Annotated in this window: 20 protein-coding genes and 1 tRNA gene; 4 read left to right on the top strand and 17 right to left on the bottom strand. The window is 68.2% G+C overall.

The window, feature by feature from the left end; genetic code table 11:
- From uppS to rpsB, 5 genes are all read right to left on the bottom strand, one after another.
- A complete protein-coding gene (gene uppS / locus AC07O8_RS07875; protein ID WP_495047471.1) occupies positions 1-732 on the bottom strand; it encodes a polyprenyl diphosphate synthase in 732 nt (243 codons plus the stop codon).
- Positions 733-745: 13 nt separating this feature from the next.
- A complete protein-coding gene (frr, locus tag AC07O8_RS07870; protein WP_495047470.1) occupies positions 746-1,306 on the bottom strand; it encodes a ribosome recycling factor in 561 nt (186 codons plus the stop codon).
- Positions 1,307-1,357: 51 nt separating this feature from the next.
- Positions 1,358-2,068 carry a UMP kinase gene (gene pyrH, locus AC07O8_RS07865; protein ID WP_297525920.1) on the bottom strand — a complete coding sequence of 237 codons (711 nt, stop codon included), beginning with the start codon at positions 2,066-2,068 and terminating at the stop codon, positions 1,358-1,360.
- A 107-nt stretch (positions 2,069-2,175) separates the two neighbouring features.
- Complete coding sequence (tsf, locus tag AC07O8_RS07860) at positions 2,176-3,072, bottom strand: translation elongation factor Ts (RefSeq protein WP_331614127.1); 897 nt, start codon at positions 3,070-3,072, stop codon at positions 2,176-2,178.
- A gap of 119 nt (positions 3,073-3,191) precedes the next feature.
- Entirely contained in the window at positions 3,192-3,938 is a 747-nt protein-coding gene (rpsB, locus tag AC07O8_RS07855; RefSeq protein ID WP_297525918.1) for a 30S ribosomal protein S2, read from the bottom strand.
- 211 nt (positions 3,939-4,149) lie between these two features.
- Here rpsB and AC07O8_RS07850 point away from each other — a divergent pair, with 211 nt between their 5' ends.
- Genes AC07O8_RS07850 through AC07O8_RS07840 form a run of 3 tightly spaced genes read left to right on the top strand, consistent with a single transcriptional unit; the run spans position 4,150 to position 8,340 of the window.
- Entirely contained in the window at positions 4,150-5,541 is a 1,392-nt protein-coding gene (locus AC07O8_RS07850) for an amidase (RefSeq protein WP_495047469.1), read from the top strand.
- A 1-nt stretch (position 5,542) separates the two neighbouring features.
- Complete coding sequence (locus AC07O8_RS07845; protein ID WP_495047468.1) at positions 5,543-6,748, top strand: FAD-dependent oxidoreductase; 1,206 nt, start codon at positions 5,543-5,545, stop codon at positions 6,746-6,748.
- 47 nt (positions 6,749-6,795) lie between these two features.
- The gene (locus AC07O8_RS07840; RefSeq protein ID WP_495047467.1) at positions 6,796-8,340 is read left to right on the top strand and encodes an NAD(P)H-hydrate dehydratase; all 1,545 of its coding nucleotides are present in this window, start codon (positions 6,796-6,798) and stop codon (positions 8,338-8,340) included.
- A 102-nt stretch (positions 8,341-8,442) separates the two neighbouring features.
- On the opposite strand, the gene rnr is transcribed toward AC07O8_RS07840, so the two are convergent.
- Positions 8,443-10,851 (bottom strand): ribonuclease R, encoded by a 2,409-nt coding sequence (gene rnr / locus AC07O8_RS07835; protein WP_495047466.1) that lies wholly within the window; start codon positions 10,849-10,851, stop codon positions 8,443-8,445.
- 171 nt (positions 10,852-11,022) lie between these two features.
- Between rnr and AC07O8_RS07830 the strand changes: the two genes are divergently transcribed.
- Positions 11,023-11,107: transfer RNA gene (locus tag AC07O8_RS07830), tRNA-Leu, on the top strand.
- Positions 11,108-11,345: 238 nt separating this feature from the next.
- On the opposite strand, the gene AC07O8_RS07825 is transcribed toward AC07O8_RS07830, so the two are convergent.
- From AC07O8_RS07825 to AC07O8_RS07775, 11 genes are all read right to left on the bottom strand, one after another.
- A complete protein-coding gene (locus AC07O8_RS07825; protein ID WP_088403590.1) occupies positions 11,346-11,867 on the bottom strand; it encodes a phosphoribosyltransferase in 522 nt (173 codons plus the stop codon).
- 71 nt (positions 11,868-11,938) lie between these two features.
- Positions 11,939-13,276 carry an adenylosuccinate synthase gene (locus tag AC07O8_RS07820; RefSeq protein ID WP_495047622.1) on the bottom strand — a complete coding sequence of 446 codons (1,338 nt, stop codon included), beginning with the start codon at positions 13,274-13,276 and terminating at the stop codon, positions 11,939-11,941.
- Between the two features lie 52 nt (positions 13,277-13,328).
- Positions 13,329-14,492, bottom strand: coding sequence for an ATP phosphoribosyltransferase regulatory subunit (locus AC07O8_RS07815; protein WP_495047465.1), 1,164 nt, complete (start codon positions 14,490-14,492; stop codon positions 13,329-13,331).
- 128 nt (positions 14,493-14,620) lie between these two features.
- Positions 14,621-14,806, bottom strand: a complete 186-nt coding sequence (locus tag AC07O8_RS07810; RefSeq protein ID WP_297525911.1) for a DUF2065 domain-containing protein — start codon at positions 14,804-14,806, stop codon at positions 14,621-14,623.
- 89 nt (positions 14,807-14,895) lie between these two features.
- Complete coding sequence (hflC, locus tag AC07O8_RS07805; RefSeq protein WP_495047464.1) at positions 14,896-15,795, bottom strand: protease modulator HflC; 900 nt, start codon at positions 15,793-15,795, stop codon at positions 14,896-14,898.
- Between the two features lie 18 nt (positions 15,796-15,813).
- Positions 15,814-17,094 carry an FtsH protease activity modulator HflK gene (gene hflK / locus AC07O8_RS07800; RefSeq protein WP_297525909.1) on the bottom strand — a complete coding sequence of 427 codons (1,281 nt, stop codon included), beginning with the start codon at positions 17,092-17,094 and terminating at the stop codon, positions 15,814-15,816.
- A gap of 53 nt (positions 17,095-17,147) precedes the next feature.
- Positions 17,148-18,506, bottom strand: coding sequence for a GTPase HflX (hflX, locus tag AC07O8_RS07795; protein ID WP_495047463.1), 1,359 nt, complete (start codon positions 18,504-18,506; stop codon positions 17,148-17,150).
- A 6-nt stretch (positions 18,507-18,512) separates the two neighbouring features.
- Positions 18,513-18,755: an RNA chaperone Hfq gene (hfq, locus tag AC07O8_RS07790; RefSeq protein WP_067275532.1), complete on the bottom strand. Its 243-nt coding sequence runs from the start codon at positions 18,753-18,755 to the stop codon at positions 18,513-18,515.
- 79 nt (positions 18,756-18,834) lie between these two features.
- Entirely contained in the window at positions 18,835-20,181 is a 1,347-nt protein-coding gene (gene der, locus AC07O8_RS07785; protein ID WP_297525907.1) for a ribosome biogenesis GTPase Der, read from the bottom strand.
- 1 nt (position 20,182) lies between these two features.
- The gene (gene bamB, locus AC07O8_RS07780) at positions 20,183-21,328 is read right to left on the bottom strand and encodes an outer membrane protein assembly factor BamB (RefSeq protein WP_495047462.1); all 1,146 of its coding nucleotides are present in this window, start codon (positions 21,326-21,328) and stop codon (positions 20,183-20,185) included.
- A complete protein-coding gene (locus AC07O8_RS07775) occupies positions 21,325-21,999 on the bottom strand; it encodes a YfgM family protein (protein ID WP_495047461.1) in 675 nt (224 codons plus the stop codon). Before AC07O8_RS07775 ends, bamB begins: the two co-directional genes overlap by 4 nt.
- Positions 22,000-22,003 lie beyond the last annotated feature (4 nt).

The following is a 22,003-nucleotide window of genomic DNA, read 5'->3' as shown; positions in this document are numbered from 1 at the left end:
TCAAGCCTCCTGGGCGACGCCCGGAACGTTCACCCCGCCGAAGCGGCGATCGCGCGCCCGGAACGCGGCGATCGCCTCGTCCAGTTGCGCCTCGCCGAACTCGGGCCACAGGCAGTCGGAGAACACGAACTCGGTGTACGCGGTCTGCCACAGCATGAAGTTGCTGATGCGCAGTTCGCCGCCGGTCCGGATGAACAGGTCGGGGTCCGGGGCATAGCTCATCGCCATGAACTCGGACAGTCGGGCCTCGGTCAGCTCGGCAGGCGGCACGCCCGCCTCCATCGCCTTGCGGCACGCCTGGACGATGTCCCAGCGGCCGCCGTAGTTGAAGGCGACGTTCAGCGTCAGCCGGGTGTTGTGGGCGGTGGAGCCTTCGGCCTCGGCCCAGGCAGCCCGGAGCTTGTCGGACACCGCCTCGCGGTCGCCGACGATGCGGATGCGCACGCCCATCGCGCCCATGCGGGCGAGGTAGCGCGACACGGCTGCCAGCACCAGGCCCATCAGGCCGGACACCTCGTCGCTGGGACGTTTCCAGTTCTCGCTGGAGAAGGCGAAGACGGTGAGGTACTCGATCTCGCGATCGATGCAGGCCTGGACCACCCGCACCAGGGCGTCCACGCCCTGCTTGTGGCCGAAGAAACGCGGGAGGAAGCGCTTCTTCGCCCAACGACCGTTGCCATCCATGACGATGGCCACATGGCGGGGCACTCCCGCCTTGCTGTCGGCGCTCACGAGGATGCGACGATCAGACGGCCATGATCTCGGCTTCCTTGGCCGAGAGCAGCTTGTCGATGTCCGAGACGACGCGGTCGGTCAGCTTCTGGATCTCGTCCTGGCTGCGACGCTCGTCGTCCTCGGTGATGACCTTGTCCTTGGCCGCCTTCTTCGCCTGCTCGTTGGCGTCGCGGCGCAGGTTGCGCACGGCCACCTTGGCGTCTTCGGCGGCGCCCTTGGAGACCTTGACCAGGTCGCGGCGGCGTTCTTCCGACAGCGGCGGCATCGGCACGCGGATCAGGTCGCCCATGGACGACGGGTTCAGGCCCAGGTCCGATTCGCGGATGGCCTTCTCGATCTTCTGGCTCATGCCCTTTTCCCAGGGCTGCACGCTGACCGTGCGGGCGTCCAGCAGCGTGACGTTGGCGACCTGCGAGATGGGGACCATCGAGCCGTAATAGTCCACGTGCACCTGGTCCAGCAGGCCCGGGTGGGCGCGACCGGTGCGGATCTTCTGCAGTTCGTTCTTGAACGCCTCGACGGACTTGGCCATCTTGGCTTCGACGTTCTTCTTGATGTCGGCGATGCTCATGTTCTTTTCCTCGATCAGGGGGACGGCGTGGTCTCTAACGCGCCAGTCCGGTCAGACGTGCACCAGCGTGCCCTCGTCCTCACCCAGCACGACACGCTTCAGCGCGCCCGGCTTGAAGATCGAGAACACCCGGATCGGCAGTTTCTGGTCGCGGCACAGCGCGAAGGCGGTCGCGTCCAGCACCTGCAGATTCTTGCCGATGGCCTCGTCGAAGCTGATGCGCGAGTAGCGCGTGGCCGTCGGATCCTTCTTGGGGTCGGCGGTGTAGACGCCGTCGACCTTGGTCGCCTTCAGCACGATCTCGGCGCCGATCTCGGCACCGCGCAGCGCGGCGGCCGTGTCGGTCGTGAAGAAGGGGTTGCCGGTGCCGGCGGCGAAGACGACGACCTTGCCCTCTTCCAGGTACTGCAGCGCCTTGGGACGCACGTAGGGCTCGACGACCTGCTCGATCGCGATGGCCGACATGACGCGCGCGGTCATGCCCTCCTGGCGCATCGTGTCGGCCAGGGCCAGCGAGTTCATCACCGTGGCCAGCATGCCCATGTAATCGGCCGTCGCGCGGTCCATGCCGACCGCGCCGCCCGCCACGCCGCGGAAGATGTTGCCGCCGCCGATGACGACCGCGACCTCGACGCCGAGCTTCGTCACTTCCTGGATCTCTTGCACCATGCGCACGATGGTGGCGCGATTGATGCCGTAGGAGTCGTCGCCCATCAGGGCTTCACCGGAAAGCTTGAGCAGGATGCGTTTGTGGGCGGGCATTGTTACCTCGTCAGTACAGCCGATGGAGGGAGTGTCGTGCGTGCGCCTGCATGCGCAAGCGCACAAGTGTAAAGGGCGCCAGAGGCGCCCTTTTTGAGTCGCGACGCTTATTGCTGCTTGCTTGCAGCGGCCACCTGGGCAGCCACTTCGGCAGCGAAGTCGTCGACCTTCTTCTCGATGCCTTCGCCCACCACGTACAGGGTGAAGGACTTCACCGTGGTGGCCTTGTCCTTGAGCATCTGCGCGACGGTCTGCTTGCCGTCGGCGGCCTTCACGAAGACCTGGTCCTGCAGCGAGACTTCCTTCAGGAACTTCTGCACCGAGCCTTCGACCATCTTGGCGACGATCTCGGCCGGCTTGCCGGACTCGGCGGCCTTCTCGGCGGCGATCTTGCGTTCCTTCTCGACCAGCTCGGCCGGGACTTCGGCGGACGACAGCGCGGCCGGCTTCATCGCGGCGACGTGCATCGCGACGTCCTTGGCGGCGACTTCGTCACCGTCGAACTCGACCATCACGCCGATGCGGGTGCCGTGCAGGTAGGAAGCCAGCTTGGCGCCTTCATAGCGCTTGAAGCGGCGGATCGTCATGTTCTCGCCGATCTTGCCGATCAGGCCGGCGCGCACGTCCTCGACCGTCGGGCCGAAGCCTTCCTGCGACAGCGGCAGGGCGGACAGGGCGGCGATGTCGGCGGGGTTGCTGTCGACGATCAGGCCGGCCAGCGCGTTCACGAACGCCAGGAAGGCATCGTTCTTGGACACGAAGTCGGTTTCGCAGTTGACTTCGATCAGCGCGCCGGCGTTGCCCTTCACGGCCGCGGCGACGACACCTTCGGCGGTGACGCGCGAGGCGGCCTTGCCGGCCTTGCTGCCCAGCTTGACGCGCAGGATCTCTTCGGCGCGGGTCATGTCGCCGTCGGCTTCGGTCAGCGCCTTCTTGCACTCCATCATCGGGGAGTCGGTGCGGGCGCGCAGCTCGGCGACCATGCTTGCGGTAATTGCTGCCATTTCAATCTCCGTATGTCGCGGCCCGGAACGACCCGGCACCGCTGAAAATCTGAATTTGCTTGGACGAAGGGGGCTGAATCAGCCCCCTTGTCAGAACCCGTCGAGGGTCAGGGCCTGGATCAGGCGCCTTCGTTCACTTCGACGAACTCGTCGCCTTCAGCAGCGACGGCCGTGACGACTTCGTTCGACGAGTTGGCGCGGCCTTCCAGGACAGCGTCGGCGACCGCCTTGGCGTACAGGGCGACAGCCTTGGCCGAGTCGTCGTTGCCGGGAATGACGTAATCGATGCCGATGGGCGAGTGGTTCGTGTCCACGACGCCGATGACCGGGATGCCCAGCTTCTTGGCTTCCTGCACGGCAATCTTGTGGTAGCCGACGTCGATGACGAACAGGGCGTCCGGCAGCGCGACCATGTCCTGGATGCCGCCGATGTTCTTGTCCAGCTTGTTGATGTCGCGCGTGAACATCAGGGCTTCCTTCTTGATCGCGGGCTGGGTGCCGGCGTCGATCTGGGCCTGCATGTCCTTGAGCTTCTTCAGCGAGGTCTTGACCGTCTTGAAGTTGGTCAGCGTGCCGCCCAGCCAGCGCTGGTTGACGCTCGGGACGCCGGCGCGCTCAGCTTCGGCGGCGACGATGTCGCGGGCCTGGCGCTTGGTGCCGACCATCAGGATCGTGCCGCGCTTGGCAGACAGCTGGCGCACGAACTTCAGGGCTTCCTCGAACGCGGGCAGCGTCTTCTCGAGGTTGATGATGTGGATCTTGTTGCGATGGCCGTAGATATACGGGGCCATCTTGGGATTCCAGAAGCGGGTTTGGTGACCGAAATGGACGCCGGCTTCCAGCATCTCACGCATCGTGACGGACATAAGTAACTCCGAAGGTTGGTTCTAGAATCCGGCACGAATTGCCACGTCTGAAAGACGTCGCAACACCTCGATTCGCCGGATCCGCGAATTTGCGATGAGCGACAGAGGCACGACACATGGCCCGACCCTGCTGCACACCGCGTTCCCACCGGACTCCAGCCCCAACGGCTGGCGTATCCGGGAAAACCCATCGAGTATAACCCGCTTTTGCATGCCGATCGACCTGACCGAGGCGCTCGCCTCGCTGCGCCTGGGCCGCCATTCGGCGCGCGCCCTGCTGACCGACAACCTGGCGCGCGCCGACAGCGCCGCCTGCGAGCACGTCTTCCTGCGCCGCTTCGATGAGGAGGCGCGCCGGGCCGCCGAGGCGTCGGATGCCGCGGCCAGGCGCGGCGAGCCGCGTCCACCACTGGGCGGTCTGGCGGTGTCCGTGAAGGACCTCTTCGATGTCGCCGGGCATCCGACGACCGCCGCCTCTGCCGCGATGGCCGATGCCCGCCCCGCCGGGCGAGATGCCCCCGCCGTCGCCCGGCTGCGCGCCGCCGGCGCGGCACTGATCGGCCACACGAATCTCAGCGAATTCGCCTCCTCCGGCGTCGGCATCAATCCGCATCACGGCACGCCCCGGAATCCGGCGACACGCGCGATCGACGGCCAGGACCGCATTCCCGGCGGATCCACCTCCGGCGGGGCGGTCAGCGTCGCGACCGGCGCCGCATGGGCGGCGCTCGGCTCGGACACCGGCGGCTCGCTGCGCATCCCGGCCGCGCTGCAGGGACTGGTCGGCTTCAAGGGCACGGCGCGGCGGGTGCCGCTCGAGGGCTGCGTGCCCTTGGCGCCCTCGCTGGACACGGCCGGCGCGATCACGCGCTCGGTGCGGGACGCCGCGTTGCTGCACGCGGTGCTGAGCGGCGACGCGGTCGACCTCGATGAACGGCCGTTGTCGGCATGGCGCTTCGCGATCACGCCGACCTTCATGCAGGACGAACTCGAACCGGCGGTGGCGCGCGCCTTCGAGCGCGCCCTCGAAACGCTGCGCGCGGCAGGTGCCCGCATCGAAGTGCGCGCGCTGCCCGCCCTCCCCCGTGTGGCGGAACTGCAAACGCAAGGCGGCCTCACCGCGGCCGAAGCGTGGGCATGGCACCATGCGCGCCTTGCCGAACGCGGCGACCGCTACGACCCGCGCGTCGCGCTGCGCATCCGCCGCGGCGAGGCCATCCTCCCCGCCGACTACCAGGCGCTGCGCGACGCCCGCCACCGCTGGATCCACGACATGACGGCAGAGATGTCCGACATCGACGCTTTCCTCAGCCCCACCGTTCCCCTCCAAGCTCCGGAGATCGCCCCCTTGCTGACCAGCGACGACCTGTTCTTTGCCACCAACGCGCGCTTGCTGCGCAACACCGCCGTCGTGAACCTGCTCGATGGCTGCGCGATCTCGATCCCGTGCGAACATCCCGGCGAGTTGCCGGTCGGCCTGATGCTCTGGGCGGCCGCAGGGCGCGATCGCGCGGTGCTGGGCGCCGCATCGCGCGTCGAGGCGACCCTCAAGGCCGACCTCAAGGCCGACTTCAAAGCGGCGCTCGCCGCGGGGACCCGCTGAGATGCGGGTCGCCATCATCGGAGCCGGTCTGGCCGGCGTCACCAGCGCGTACGAACTTGCGCTGCGGGGCCACGAGGTCCATGTCTTCGAACGCGATACCAGCGTCGCCACCGGCGCGAGCTTCGCGCCGCCCGGCCTGATCGCACCAGGCCTGATGGCCGCAAGGCCGGACACGCCGCTGGCGTGGCGCGGCAAGCCGGGCCAGCTCGGCTGGAAGTTCGCGCATTGGCGTGCCGGTCGCTCGCGCGGCCCGCAGGCGATGCCGGAAGCGCTGCATGCGCTGGCGCAACGCGGGCAAGCCGTGATGGCGGTGTGGCGGCGCGAGTTGAAGATGGACGTCGAGCGCGAAGCCGGCGTGCTGCTGCTGTGGCGGACTGCCAAGGACTACAAGGCCGCGGCCCCGCTGCTGGCACGGCTGCAGGAGCGGCAGGTCCCGCACCGCGAGCTCGACGCCGAAGGCTGTCGCGTGCAGGAACCCGGACTCAACGCCGAGACCGCGCTGCATGGCGGGATCCTGCTGTCGCAGGACGAAGCGGCCAACGCGCGCCAGTTCAGCCAGGCGCTGAAGCTGGAAGCGCAACGGCTGGGCGTCCGGTGGAACTTCAACACCGACGTGCTCCGCATCGAGCCCGGCAACCAGCCGGCCGTCCATGTGGCGGCCAACGAGCCGCTGCGCGTCGATGCGGTGCTCGTCTGCGCCGGCAAGGGCGCCGCGCCGCTGCTTGCCGCGCAGGGGCTGAAGCTGCCGTGGGGCACGATCCACACGCACACGCTGACCGCGCCGCTGCGCATGCTGGAGGCGCACCCGGACCTGGGGCCGCGCGCGACCGTCATCGACATGCGCCTGGGCGTCAGCCTCACGCGACTCGGCCAGCGCGTGCGCGTCGGCGGTGCGAATGAATTGGGCGGCTCGTCGTCGCAGCCGGACGGCCAGTCGATGGGCACGCTGCACCAGGCCGCGCACGACTGGTTCCCGGGCGCGCTGCTCGCCGGCGGTCAGCAGCGATGGAAGACCTCGCGCTTGATGCTGCCCGACGAGTTGCCGCTGATCGGCGAATCCGGCCTGCCCGGCGTGTGGCTGAACATCGGCCACGGCGAGCATGGCTGGACCATGGCCGGCGCCGCGGCACAGCTGCTCGCCGCTCGGCTGGCGAAGCAGGATCCCGGCATCGACGCCGCGCTGCTGGAGCCGGGACGGCTCAAGTGAACTGAGTCCTGCAACCTGCGACCCAGGACCGGGATAGAGTCGGCGGCATGCTGCCGGTGCTGCCCTCCTCCCACGATCGCTCCCTGCATGACGCGCCATCGAGCCGGCGCATCGAGTCGGCCGCGCTCTCGCAACATCCGCCGCATGCGCTGATCGAGCGCGCCGGTCTGGCGGTCGCCCGACTCGCGCTGGCGCTCCATCCCTTCGGCGGTCATGCGGCCGTGTTCGCCGGCCCTGGCAACAATGGCGGGGACGGCCTCATTGCCGCGCGCCACCTAGCCGCCCGCGGATGGACCGTGGACGTGCTACTGGTCGGATCGGAACCCCGGCCGGGCAGCGACGCCGCGCATGCGCTGGATGCCGCCAGGCAGGCGGGCCTGCGCCTGCATGCCGACCTGCAGCACATGCCCCGGCGGTCCGACCTGGTCGTCGACGCCCTCCTCGGCCTCGGCGCCAGCCGGGCGCCCGAAGGCGCGCTGGCCTCGGCCATCCAGGCCATCGACGGGGTGCGCCATGCCGGCGCCACCGTGCTGGCCGTCGACGTGCCCAGCGGCATCGACGTGCGCACCGGCCAGCCATGGGGCGCCGACGTGGTCCGGGCCCATCACACCCTGACCTTCCTGACGCTGAAGGCAGGCCTGTTCACTGGCGAAGGACGCGCGCTCGCGGGACGCGTCTGGTTCGACGATCTCGGCGCGCTGGTCGACGACGCCAGCGATGGCGATGGCGATGGCGATGGCGATGGCATCGGACTGCTCTTCGGCGCCAGCCGCATCGAACGCTGGCAGCACACCTTCGCGCGCTCGGCATCGAGCCACAAGGGCCGCCACGGCGACGTGGTCGTGATCGGCGGCGCGCCGACGATGCGCGGCGCCGCCTGGCTCGCCGCGACGTCGGCACTTGCCGCCGGCGCGGGTCGCGTGTACGCGGCGCTGCCCGACGACGACGGTCAGCCGTGGCCCGCCCGGCCGGAGCTGATGCATTGGCCCGCCGCGCGCTGGAGCGCGTCGCCCGACACCTGGCGAGACGTCGTCGCCGTGTGCGGCTGCGGCGGCGGCACAGCGATCGCACCGGTCTTGTCCACGGTGTTGCATGGCGCGACGCGCGTCGTGCTCGACGCAGACGCCTTGAACCTCGTCGCCACCGACGAGACGCTGCAACGCTCGCTGTGTCGTCGCGCCGCGCGCGGCTGGCCGACGATCCTGACGCCGCATCCGCTGGAAGCGGCGCGACTTCTCGGACTGCCCTCCGCCGCGGCCGTGCAGGCCGATCGCCTGGACGCCGCGAAGCAGCTGGCAACTCGCTTCGCGGCAACCGTCGTGCTCAAGGGGTCGGGCAGCATCGTGGCGACGCCCGAGCGTCTCCTCTCGATCAGCGGCACCGGCTCGTCGGCGCTGGCGACCGCCGGCACCGGCGACGTGCTGGCCGGCTGGATCGGCGGACTCTGGGCGCAATCGCCCGGCATTTCACCGCACGACCTCGCCTGTGCCGCCGTGGCCTGGCACGGCACGGCGGCCGAGGGCCATGCCGGCCCGCTGCTCGCCGCAGATCTGATCGAGGCGATGGCCGCGCTTCACGGCCCCGCCGCCTGATCCCGCCGAGCGTCGCGCATGGAAACGCGAAGGGCCTGGTCATGACCAGGCCCTTGTTCATCACGGGTCCGACCGCAAGAGGCCGAACCGTTCAGGCTCGCTTCAAGCGCCGCGCTTGCGTCGCGTCGTCTTGGCCGTCGGTGCGCCGCTGCCCTTCGCCGCCACGGACTTCGCCGCGCTGCGCGCCGTTCGCTTGGCCGCCTGGACGGGATGCGTCGCCGCGCCCTTCGTCGCGCGCTCCGACTTGCGTCGTTCGGCCTTCAGCACGCGGTCGGCCTGCTCGATGCGCTCGAGCGCGTCGACCGCCGTCGGCGGATCGGGTTGAGGCTGCGGCATCGGCTCGACCGTTGCGGCAGGCGCCGCAGCAGCCTCGCGGCGCGCGCGGTGCTCGGCGCGCTTGTCCTGCTTCCTCGCGGGGCCCTTGCCGTCGCCGCCACGTCGATCACCGAACTTGTCGCGGTGGGCGCCGCGCAGCAAGCGCTGCTCCTCCCCATCGCGCACCAGGCGGAAGTCGATCTTGCGACCGTCCAGGTCGACACGACTCACCTGCACCTGCACCCGCGCGCCGGTGGCGTAACGGATGCCCGTGCGCTCGCCGCGGAGCTCCTGACGGACCTCGTCGAAGCGGAAATACTCGCCGCCGAGTTCGGTGATGTGGATCAGGCCCTCGACATACAACGCGTCCAGCTGCACGAACAGGCCGAAGCTCGTCACCGCGCTCACCGTGCCGGCGAACTCCTCGCCCAGGTGGTCGCGCATGAAGCGGCACTTCAGCCAGGCCTCGACGTCGCGTGAGGCTTCGTCGGCGCGGCGCTCGTTGGCGCTGCAGTGCGCGCCGACGACTTCCCAGCGCTCCGACTCGGTCGACGCGGAGGCCGGGCTTGGCGCCTTCGACGCCGGCTTGCCCGGCCGCTTGGGCATCGGGTTCGCCGCCGTCATCTTGTGCGCGTCGAGCGCGTACTTCTTCGAGCCGAGCAGCGCCTTGATCACGCGGTGCACCAGCAGGTCCGGGTAACGCCGGATCGGGCTGGTGAAGTGCGTGTAGGCCTGGTACGCCAGGCCGAAGTGGCCCGCGTTGGCCGGCGTGTAGATCGCCTGCTGCATCGAGCGCAGCAGCATCGTGTGGATCTGCTGCGCGTCCGGGCGGTCCTTGGTCGCCTGCGCGATCGCCTGGAACTCGCCCGGCGACGGGTCGTCGCTGATGCCCATGCCGATGCCCAGCGCGCGCAGGTAGGCCTGCAGCGTGCCGCGCTTCTCCGGCGTCGGGCCTTCATGGACCCGGTACAGCGAGGCGTGCTTGCCGCCCGCGATGAAGTCCGCCGCGCAGACGTTGGCGGCGAGCATCGCCTCCTCGATCAGGCGGTGCGCCTCGTTGCGGGTGCGCGGCACGATCTTCTCGATGCGGCCGTTGTCGTCGCAGACGATCTGGGTCTCGGTGGTCTCGAAGTCGATCGCGCCGCGCTTCGCGCGTTGAGACAGCAGCGCGCGGTAGACCTCGTGCAGATGCAGCAGGTGCGGCACCAGCGTCTTGCGCTTGTGTGCCTCGGGACCATGCGTGTTGCCCAGAATCGCCGCCACTTCGGTATAGGTGAAGCGCGCATGCGAGTTGATGACCGCCGGATAGAACTGGTAGGCATGCAACTCGCCGGCCTCGCTGACCAGCATGTCGCAGACCATGGACAGGCGGTCCTGCTCCGGGTTCAGCGAGCACAAGCCGTTCGACAGCTTCTCCGGCAGCATCGGGATGACGCGTCTGGGGAAGTAGACCGAGGTGGCGCGTTCGTAGGCATCGCGATCGAGCGCCTCGCCGGGCTTCACGTAGTGGCTGACGTCGGCGATCGCGACCAGCAGGCGCCAGCCCTGGAACGCCGTCTTGCCCCGCCCCTGCTTGTGGGGCTCGCAGTAGACGGCATCGTCGAAGTCGCGGGCATCCTCGCCGTCGATCGTCACCAGCGCCACATCGCGCAGGTCGATGCGGTGCTTCATGTCGACCGCGCGGACCTTGTCGGGCAGCTTGGCCGCCTGCGCCAGCGTGTCGGCGCTGAAGGCATGCGGGACCTCGTACTTGCGCACGGCGATCTCGATCTCCATGCCGGGGTCGTCGATCTCGCCCAGCACCTCGGTCACGCGACCGACCGGCTGCGAATACAGCGAGGGCGGTTCGGTGAGCTCGACGGCCACGATCTGTCCCGCGGTCGCGTTGGCGATCGCGTTCTTCGGGACCAGGATGTCCTGACCGTAGCGCTTGTCTTCAGGGGCGACGAGCCAGATGCCGGACTCGAGCAGCAGCCGGCCAATGATCGGCTTCTTGCGGCGCTCGAGGATCTCGAGCACGCGGCCTTCGGGACGGTTGCGCTTGTCGTGGCGCACGATGCGCACCCGCAGGCGGTCGCCGTGCATGACGGCGTGCATCTCCTGCGAGGACAGATAAACGTCCGGTTGACCATCGTCGGGCATCAGGAAACCGTGCCCGTCGCGGTGACCCTGCACCGTGCCTTCGATCTCCCCCATCAGCTGAGCGCTCTGGGCGCCCGGGGGGCTTGCATTCTTGAAGTTTTTGATAGTAGAATCCTTGTCTTTCCTGAAACGCAGAAGCTGTTTTGCGTGTCGAGAAACCGAGAACTCAAGAATACTTCAAGAAGTGGCTTGAGCTGGTTTCCCGAGATGTTGGCTTCTGACCTTGCCCAGGTGGCGGAATTGGTAGACGCACTAGTTTCAGGTACTAGCGGGTAACTCCGTGGAGGTTCGAGTCCTCTCCTGGGCACCATATTCGAAAAGCCGGCTTCCAGCCGGCTTTTCTCTTTGGCGCTCCCCGGGGACTCTCGCGTGACCGTGTCGTGCGCCCGAAGATGGGGCTGCCGGTACACCTCTCCGCTCAATCGCCTCCTCACGCTCGGCATTCGCTTCGAGGGGCACCGGCAGCCCCATCTTCTCGATACCTGGTGCGTGCAGCGGCGGCATGGCGCACCAACGAAAAGGGCTGACAGTTGTCAGCCCTTGCTTCATCAGATCGCGAACTTCTTGGCCAGCGCGTCGGGCCGCAGCGAATCGTAGTCCTCGAACGGCTGGTGGATCCACGGGCTGGTTTCCAGCATCTCGACGTAGTAGTCCGGGGTGTATTCCGAGACGCTCTTCGTCCAGATCACGGCCGAGCGCAGCTCGCTGATCGACGGCATGCCGCGCAGCCGCTCCACCACCGCCTTCAGCGTCACCCCGGAGTCCGCCAGGTCGTCCACCAGCAGCACGCGTCCGGCGAGCTCGCCCTTGGGCATGGTGATGTACTTGGCGATGTCCAGACGCCCCTGGATCGTGCCCGCTTCGGCACGGTACGAACTGGTCGACATGATGCCCAACGGCTTGTCGAACACGCGCGACAGCACGTCGCCGGGACGCATCCCGCCACGCGCCAGGCACAGGATCTGGTCGAACTCCCAGCCGGAGGCGTGCACCTTCAGCGCGAGGCGTTCGATCAACAGGTGGTATTCATCCCACGACACGTACAGATGTTTGCCGTCGTCGGTCAACATGGGGGAGGCTCCTCAGCGATGGATGGGGTCAGGTCTGGATAAGACGGGAAACGACAGGGCCGAGCGGTCGCTCAAGCCTGGAACGGATGCTGCAGCAGGATGGTGTGCTCGCGGTCGGGACCGGTGGACACCATGGCGATCGGCGCGCCGACCACTTCCTCCACGCGCTTCAGGTAGGAGCGCGCATTGGCCGGCAGCTGATCCCAGTCGGTGATGCCGAAGGTCGATTCGGTCCACCCGGGGAAAACTTCGTAGACCGGCTTGCAGGCGACGATCTCGTCGGCGTCCAGCGGCAGGATGTCGATCTGCTTGCCGTCGAGCTCATAGCCCACGCAGATGTTGATCTCGGCCAGGCCGTCCAGCACGTCCAGCTTGGTCAGGCACAGGCCGGAGATGCCGTTGATGATCATCGACCGCTTCAGCGCGGCGGCGTCGATCCAGCCGCAGCGACGGGCGCGACCGGTCACGGTGCCGCGCTCCTGGCCCACCGTCGACAGGTGGTGACCCACCGTGCCCGGGGTTTCCCAGTCCAGTTCGGTGGGGAACGGACCCGAGCCGACGCGCGTCGCGTACGCCTTCGTGATGCCCAGCATGTAATGCAGCATCTGCGGACCGACGCCGGCGCCGGCGGCGGCATTGCCGGCCACGCAGTTGCTCGAGGTCACGTACGGATAGGTGCCGTGGTCGATGTCCAGCAGCGTGCCCTGCGCGCCTTCGAACAGGATGTTCTGGCCGGCCTGATGCGCCTTGTGCAGCATGTAGCCGACGTCGGCCATCATCGGCCTGATCTGATCGGCCAGCGACATCGCATGGTCGAAGATCGGCTGGAACTCGAGCGCCTTGCCGTTCAGGTAGCCGGTCAGCGCGGCGTTGTGCAGGTCGATCAGCTCCCGGAGCTTCTTCGCGAAGCGGTCCGGATGCTTCAGGTCCTGCACGCGCAGCGCGCGGCGGGCGACCTTGTCCTCATAGGCCGGGCCGATGCCCTTGCCGGTCGTGCCGATCTTGCCGCTGCCGCTGCTCTCGCGCAGCGCTTCGCGGGCGCGGTCGACCTCGACGTGGAACGGCATGATCAGCGGGCAGGACTCGCTGATGTACAGGCGCGAACGGACCTCCACGCCGGCCTTCTCCAGGCGCTCGATCTCCGACAGCAGATGGGTCGGGTCCAGCACCACGCCGTTGCCGATGTAGCAGGCGACACCGTCGCGCATGATGCCCGACGGGATCAGTTGCAGCGCCGTCTTCACGCCCTTGATGACCAGCGTGTGGCCGGCGTTGTGGCCGCCCTGGAAACGGACCACGCCTTGCGCGTGGGGAGTCAGCCAGTCGACGACCTTGCCCTTGCCTTCGTCGCCCCATTGGGTGCCGACCACCACCACGTTGCGCCCGCGCGCGATCTCACTGCTTTGCATGTCGTTCATCCGATGATTTGGAGGTTGAGGGTGGAGGGGCGAATCGCGTCGCTCACAGCGACCGCAGCACCCAGTGACCGCCGGACTGCACCAGCTCGCGGTCGCATTCGAATTCGTCGTTCTCTTGCTCGTGGCCCGGCAGGACGCAGACCACGGTTTCGCCCTGTTCGCGCAGACGGCGGACCGCCGCGCGCAGGTCGGGATCCTCGCCCCACGGGGCACGCACCGCGGCCCGCAGCGACGTGGCGGGGATCAGGCCCACCAGCGTCTTCAGGTCCAGGCTGAAACCGACGGCGGGGCGACGCCGGCCGAAGACCGCGCCGACCTCGTCGTAGCGGCCGCCGCGCAGGACCGCATCGCTGCCGCCCTCCGCGTACAGCGCGAAGCGCACGCCGCTGTAGTAGCCGAAGCCCGGCAGGTCCGCGAGGTCGACGCCGATGCGCACGTCGGGATACGCCGCGCCCAGGTGGCGGATCAGCCACTCGAGGTCATCCAGCGCGGCCGTCACCAGCGCGTTGGCCGGCAATGCACGGCGCGCGTCGGCCAGCACCTCGACGCCGCCGTACAGGCGCAGCAAGGTCTGCAGCGCGGCGACGACGGCATCTGGCAGCTCGTTCGAGAACGCGGCCACGCCGGCCGCGTCCTTGGCGGCCATCGCGGCCACCAGGGCATTCAGGCGGTCCTCGCTCAGCGCATGCTCGCCGAGCACGCCGCGCACCAGGCGGGCGTCACCCAGGTCCAGCACCAGCCGCGTGACGCCAGCGCGTTGCATCGCGTCGATGGCGAGTTCCTGCGCTTCAAGATCGGCCTCGAGGCCGGCATGGCCGTAGATCTCGACGCCGAACTGCAACGGCTCGCGCGTCGCAGTCAGCCCTTCGGCGCGCGTATGCAGCACCGGGCCGCAGTAGCACAGCCGCGTCACGCCGGCACGGTTCAGCAGGTGGGCGTCGATGCGGGCCACCTGCGGCGTCGTGTCCGCGCGCAGGCCCAGGCTGCGACCCGACAGTTGGTCGACGAGCTTGAAGGTCTTGAGGTCCAGCGCCTGACCGGTACCGGAAAGCAGCGAGTCGAGATGCTCCAGCAAGGGGGGCATCACCAACTCGCAACCGTAGGTCCGCGCCATGTCCAGCAGTTCGCGTCGAAGTTCTTCGATGCGGCGAGCCTGGGAGGGGAGGACGTCAGCAATGTGCTCGGGCAGCAGCCAAGCAGAGGCCATGGACGTTCAGGGAGGGGGTTAAAAACGGCATTGTACCGGGGTCGCGACGCACCTCGACCGCCGGAACCCTCAGCCGAGGGTTCGGCGCGGGTTCGCCAACGATTCAGCGAGGCTTCGTGACAGGCTGCTCAGAGCAGCATCAGCAGCACACCGCCGCAGACCAGACTCGAGAGACCGAGGAATCGCAACTGGCCGTCGCTCATCGCCAACAGTCTGGCGAAGAGCTGGCGCCAGGCGCCGGGGTTCAGGAAGGGCATCAGCCCCTCCATGATCAGCAGCAGCGCCAGCGCTGCCAGCCACTTGTCGCCACCCATGATGAGGCCGCCCTCCCCGGCTGACGCCGGTCAGCCCGATGACGAGAGCCGGTGGACCCGGAGGTCGCTTCGCCCGGCTCCTCCCGGATTCACTTCTTCGGTGCCGGAGCCGCCGGCGCGCCGGGGCCGCCGTTGCGCATCGCGTTGAAGAAGGGGCTCGACGGGTCGAGCACCATCACGTCGCCCTTGTTCTTGAACGACCGCTGGTAGGCATCCAGCGAGCGGTAGAACTGAGCGAACTGCGGGTCACGACCGAAGGCTTCGGAGTACAGGATCGACGCCTTGGCATCGCCCTCGCCCATGATCTTCTGCGCGTCGCGGTAGGCCTCGGCGGTGATGACCTCCCGCTGCTTGTCGGCGTCGGCCTTGATCTTCTCGCCTTCGGCCGCGCCGGTGGAGCGCAGCTCGTTGGCGACGCGGGCGCGTTCCGACTTCATCCGGTTGTAGACCGCTTCGGTGATGTTGGCGGCGAAGTCCACCCGCTTGACCCGCACGTCGACGATCTCGATGCCGAACTGCTTGGCTTCTTCCTCGAGGCGCTTGCGCACGTCCTGCATGACCTTTTCGCGCTCGGTGGCCAGCACCGCGCGCACGGTCCGCTTGGTCACCTCCTCGTTCAGCGCGTTCTGCACGATGGGGCTGAGGCGCGTTTCCAGGCTGCGCAACTGCGTGCCGCTGTTGCGGATGTACTGGCGCGAATCGACGATGCGCCACTTCACCAGCCAGTCGATGACCAGGCTCTTCTTTTCAGCGGTGAAGATCGGGCGCGGATCGGCGGCGTCCAGCGTCTGCACTCTGCGGTCCAGGAAGACCACGTTCTGCAGCGGCGGAGGCAGCTTGAACTTCAAGCCGGGCTCGGTGATCACTTCCTTGATCTCGCCCAGCGAATAGACGACCGCGAACTGGCGCTGGTCGACGACGAACAGGGTCGAACTGGCGATCACGAACAGGATCAGCAGACCGACGACGACGGAGACGATGCGATTCATTGTTGTGGGCTCCCTCGATCAGCGGCCGTCGCGATCACGGCTGCGCATGGCGTCGCGCGAACGCGGATCGGTGCTCAAGGACGAGGCGCCGGTCGGCGTCGTCTCCGTGGGCACCACCGGCGTCGGCGCCGTCGTGGTGACCGTGCCCGACGTCTGCTGCATCAGCTTGTCCAGCGGCAGGTACAACAGGTTGGAGCCGCTCTTGGCGTCCACCATCACCTTGGTGACCCGCGAATAGACCTGTTGCATCGTGTCGATGTAGAGACGGTCGCGGGTGACGGCCGGCGCCTTCTGGTACTCGGCCAGCACCGACTTGAAACGCTGCGCGTCACCGTCGGCGAACGAGACGACCCGGGCGCGGTAGGCCTCGGCGTCCTCGCGCAGGCGGGCCGCCTGGCCCTGGGCGCGCGGGATCACGTCGTTGGCGTAGGCCTCGCCTTCATTCTTCAGGCGCTCGCGGTCGGCGGTCGCGCGGAACGCGTCGTCGAAGGCGGCCTGCACCTGCTCGGGCGGCTGCACGCTGCTGAGGTTGACGTTGACGACCTCGATGCCGGTCTTCAGGCGGTCGAGCTGCGTCTGGATCGACTTCACGAGGTCGTTGGCGATCGCGTCACGCTGCTCGTAGAGCACCGCGTCGGTGTTGCTGCGGCCGACGATCTCGCGCACGGCCGATTCGGACGCCTGGCTGACCGCCTCGTCGGTGTTGAAGTTCTCGAACAGGTAGTCGCGCGCGTCCTTCAACCGGTACTGCACGGTGAAACGGACGTCGATGATGTTCTCGTCCTGCGTCAGCATCGACGAATCGCGCAGACCCGTCGCCTGGCCGACCGAATTGCGGCCGATCTCGACGGTCTGCAACTGCGTGAACGAGACGACCTCGTGCGCCTGGAACGGATACGGCAGGCGGTACTGGATGCCGGCGTCCACCGTGCGGCTGTACTTGCCGAACGAGGTGATCACGCCGCGCTGACCTTCCTGCACGATGAACACGCCGCTGGCCAGCCAACCGAGCAGGACCACGCCGATGACCAGCGCCACGCCGATGCCTGCGCCGCGCATGTCGGGCTGCAGGTTGCCGCCGCCGTTGCCGGCCGGGCCGTTGCCGTCACTGCCGCCGCGGCCGCCGCCGAACAGGCGGGACAGCTTGCGGTTGAAGTCGCGCCACAGCTCGTCGAGATCCGGCGGACCTTCATTGCGGCCATTGCTCATCCAGAGCCCCAACCGGCGGCGCAGGCTGCCGGCTCCACCCCGCGGGTCACGTCCGCCACCGGCGACGGACATGCGATCGTCTTGATTCATACGCATCCTGATGAGGAAGTCTTGTTGCAAGTATCGGGCATTGGCGAACGGCCTCAGCCTGTGCGTCCCTGCGGATGATCCTGCGGGTTCGAACGATCTTGGGGCGGGTCTTCCGGGTTCAAGTCGACATCGTCGACATCGATCCCGCCCGCCTGTTCCGAGTCGTCGGCGTCGTCGGCGCCGTCGGCATCTTCCCCGGCATCCGTCGTGCCAGCCGCCGTCGCCAGATCCGGCTCCTGGCCGGCGTACTCGGGCACCGGCGCGGCCTGCATCAGCGACGCGATCATCGCGCGCAGCTCGTCGAGGCCTTCACCCTGGGCCGCGCTGACGAAGATCCGCGGCAGGCGCTGGCCGCCGTGCTCGCCACCGACCCGCGTCAGCCAATCCTGCAACTGGCGCGGACGCTGGTTGTCCTCCAGCAGGTCGAGCTTGTTGTAGACGAGGATCTGCGGGATGTGCTGCGCACCGATCTCGGCGAGCACCCGCTCCACCTCCTCCATCTGCTCGGTCAGCACCGGGCTGGCGGCGTCCACGACGTGCAGCAGCAGATCGGCATCGGCCGCTTCCTGCAGCGTGGCCTTGAACGCCTCCACGAGCTTGTGCGGGAGGTCGCGGATGAAGCCGACGGTGTCGGACAGGGACACGCTGGTGCCCGCCTCCTCGAGGTAGAGCGAACGGGTCGTCGTGTCGAGGGTCGCGAACAGCTGGTTCGCGGCGTAGGCCTTCGCCTTGGTCAGCGCATTGAACAGCGTGCTCTTGCCGGCGTTGGTGTAACCCACCAGCGACACGCGGAACACGCCGTTGCGCGCGCGGGCGCGACGCTGCGTGGCGCGTTGCTTCTGGACCTTCTTGAGGCGTTCCTTGATCGACTTGATGCGGTCGTCGATCATCCGGCGGTCCAGCTCGATCTGGCGCTCGCCGGGGCCGCCGCGCATGCCGATGCCGCCGCTCTGGCGCTCCAGATGGCTCCAGCGGCGCACGAGGCGCGTGGAGAGGTACTGCAGCCGCGCGAGTTCCACCTGCAGCTTGCCCTCGAAGCTCTGCGCGCGGGCGGCGAAGATCTCCAGGATCAGCGCGGTGCGGTCGGCCACGGGCACGCCGAGGTGGCGTTCCAGGTTGCGTTGCTGGGCGGGAGAGATGGCCTGGTCGAACAGCACGGTGTGGGCGCCGAGCGCCTGCACCATCAGCTTGATCTCGTCGGCTTTTCCGGAACCGATGAACAGCGCCGCGTCGGGAGCCTTGCGCCGGGCGACGACCCGGGCGACCGGGGTGTCACCGGCCGATTCGGCCAGCAGCGCGAGTTCGTCGAGGGTGGGGTCGAAGGCCTCGCCGCGGCCCAGATCGACCCCCACCAGAATGGCGCGCGCCGCCTCGGGGGGCGGCGTCGAATGGGTGGGGTCTTGTGTGGTCAATCAGCTTCAGCTGGCGTCGTTGCTCTCGCCGGTGTGGAAGTTCACCGCACGGCCCGGAACCACCGTGGAGATGGCGTGCTTGTAGACCATCTGCGTGACCGTATTGCGCAGCAGCACCACGTACTGGTCAAAGGACTCGATGTGGCCTTGCAGTTTGATGCCGTTCACGAGGTAGATGCTCACAGGAACATGCTCCTTGCGCAGCAGGTTCAGGAAAGGGTCTTGCAAGAGTTGTCCTTTGTTGCTCACGATATGCTCCGTGTTGGAAGTGAGGTGTTGGAATGCCACACCTTATCACAGCACCGGGTTTCCCCGGACCGCGCTGTCTTCAGGTTTCGGCGAACGGGTTCTTCGAGGATCGCAGCTCGATCTTCATGGGCGTGCCCACCAGCTTGTAGTGGTCGCGGATGCGCCCTTCGAGATAGCGCTTGTAGACGTCGCTGACGCCTTCGAGCGCATTCCCGTGGATGACGACGATCGGGGGGTTCATGCCGCCCTGGTGCGCGTAGCGCAGCTTCGGCCGCGAGATGCCCGAGCGCTGCGGCTGTTGATGCTGCACCGCTTCCTGGATCAGGCGCGTCAGCACCGGCGTCGTCATCTTGCGATAGGCCGAGGAATAGGCGTCGGCCAGCGCCTTCCACAGCGGGCCCAGGCCCTGCCGCTTCAGCGCGGAGATCTTCAGGATGGGCGCGAAGCGCAGGAACCCGAGGCGCGTCTGGATCTGGCGCTCGATGGTCTCGCGCTGGTAGCTGTCGATCGCATCCCACTTGTTGATCGCGATGACCACCGCCCGGCCGCTGTCCAGCGCGTAACCGGCGATGTGCGCGTCCTGGTCGGTGACGCCCTGCGTCGCGTCGATCAGCAGCAGCACGACGTTCGCGTCGGCGATCGCCTGCAGCGTCTTGACCACCGAGAACTTCTCGATCGCCTCGAAGACCTTGCCCTTGCGGCGCAGGCCGGCGGTGTCGATCAGCTTGAACTTCTGGCCGTTGTGCTCGAAGTCGACGCTGATGGCGTCGCGCGTCGTGCCGGGCATGTCGAAGGCGACCAGCCGCTCCTCGCCGAGCCAGGTGTTGATCAGCGTGCTCTTGCCGACGTTGGGGCGGCCAGCCACCGCAAGGCGGATTGCGCGTTCATCGTCGGGACCGGCGCCCTCGGCGAATTCCTCGTCCTCGGCCGGCGCCTCGAAGCTGTCCAGCACCGCCTCGAGCAGCGAGCGGATGCCCTGCCCGTGCGCGGCGGAGACCGGATGCGGCTCGCCCATGCCGAGTTCATGGAACTCGGCCAGCAGCGGGCTGTCGCTCATGCCTTCGGCCTTGTTGACGGCGATGAACACGCGCTTGTTGCACTGGCGCAGATAGCGGCCGATGTCCTGGTCCTGGCCGGCCAGGCCGGTGCGGACGTCCAGCACGAAGATGACGGCATCCGCCTCGGCCACGGCCTGGCGGGTCTGCTTGGCCATCTCCTTGACGATGCCGGTGGTGCTGTCCGGCTCGAAGCCGCCGGTGTCGATGACGATGAACTCGCGATCGCCCAGGCGACCGTCGCCGTAATGGCGGTCGCGCGTGAGGCCGGCGAAGTCCGCGACGATGGCGTCGCGGCTCTTCGTCATCCGGTTGAACAGCGTGGACTTGCCCACGTTGGGGCGGCCCACCAGGGCGATCACAGGTTTCATATCAGTCTTGGCGCAGCGCGAACAGGCGTCCGCTGCGGGTGGCGATCAGCACCGTGCCGCCGAGCTGCACCGGCGCCGCGGCGAGGCCGGAGCTGTCGGTCTGCAGGCGCTGCACGGTCAGGCCCTTGTCCTTGGACAGGAAGTGCACGTAGCCCTCGCTGTCGCCGACGATGACCGACTTGTCGGTCACCACCGGCGCGCTGAGCTTGCGATTCTGGAACTGGTCGGCGGTCCACACGACGTCGCCGGTGCGGGTGCCCCAGGCGGTCAGGCGGTCGGACGCGTCGCCGCCGACGACGATGGTCGAATCGGCGCCGACGCCGCGCAGGCCGGCGTTGTTGCGGGTCCAGATCGTGTTGCCGCGTTCGCCATTGACGCAGGCGACGGCCGACTGGAACGCGCGGGCGCAGAAGACGTCGTTGTCACGGGCCAGCGGGCCGACCAGGTCGGCGAGGCGTTCGACTTCGTTGGTGCCGCGGGGGTTGGCGACGGTCGCCTCCCACATCAGCAGGCCACGGCTGGGATCGATGCCCGCCAGGCGCGAACCCTGCCCGACCAGCAGCGTGTTCTGATAGGCACCGATCACGCCGGCCTGCTGCAGCGTCAGGGGCTCGCCAGGACGGCGCAGTTCCCACAGCCGGCGGCCGTCGGCCGCGTCGAAGGCCAGCACCGCACGGTCCAGCGTCAGCACGAACACGCGCTCACCGGCGACGAACGGCGACGTCACGACCGGGGTCGTCATCGCCTTGCGCCACAGGATCTTGTCGCCCTCGGTGACGACCAGCTCGTTGTCGCGGGTCACCGCCGCGGCGAAGCGGCCATCGCTGCCGACGCCGGCGGTCAGGCCCTTGCCGATGTCGGCGCGCCACAGCGTGGTGCCGTCGGCGGCGGAGATCGCGCTGATGACACCGTCCGAGCCGCCGACGACGAAGCGGTCGTTGACCGCCGTGATCGTCAGCGGGAACTTGACGCTGTCGACGCGCGCCTCCCAGGCCACCCGGGCCTGCAGCGACGGGGTGATGTTCTCCAGCGGCGCCGGCTTGGGCGCGGTCGAGCTGCTGAACAGCGAGCAGGCGCCCAGCGTCGCGACGACGCCGCCCAGCAGCAGCGCGCGCGCCAGCCGACCCACGGTCAGGCCGGCGTTCATTGGGGCGCTCCCGCGGCGGGCTCGTCGCCGCCGACCGCCACGCCCAGGCTGGCCAGCTTCACTTCGAGCAGGCGACGGTAGTCGAGCTGCTTGTCCAGACCGTCGTAGGCCTTCTTGAACTCGGTCTTGGCGACGTCGGGCTTGTTCTGCAGCAGCGCCAGGTCGCCGCGGCGATCGGCCACCAGGGCCGCGAAGTCCGCGCTCTTGACGGCATCCAGCGTCTTGCCGGCTTCATCGAACTGCTTGGCGTCCATCTGCAGCGCGGCCAGACGCAGGCGCGCCAGGTCGCGGTAGGCATCGCCCTTCGCGTTGGCGGCGGCCCAGGCCAGCGTGGCGCGGGCGTCGTCGGCCTTGTCCTTGTCCAGCTGCAGCCGCGCGGTCACCAGCGCGGCCTGCGCGGCGTAACCGGTGCCGGCGTAGTCCTGCTTCAGGGTGCCGAAGACCGCCACGCTCTTGCCCAGATCGGCGGCCTGCGCCGCGCGCTGCAGCTCGCCGAACATCGCGGCGGCCTTGGCGGCCTCGGTGCGCTGCCAGTAGTTCCAGCCGGTCCAGCCGGCGTAGGCGACCAGCACCAGCGTCAGCAGCCAGGTGATCGCATTGCCCCAGCGCTTCCAGAACGCCTTGAGCTGCTCCAGCTGTTCCTGTTCTTCGAGATCGAGATGAGACGCCATGTGC

The organism is Roseateles sp. GW821-FHT09G09 (assembly GCF_059415965.1).
Note: the sequence above shows the minus strand (reverse complement) of the source record. Positions and strands in the feature narration are given on the sequence as shown.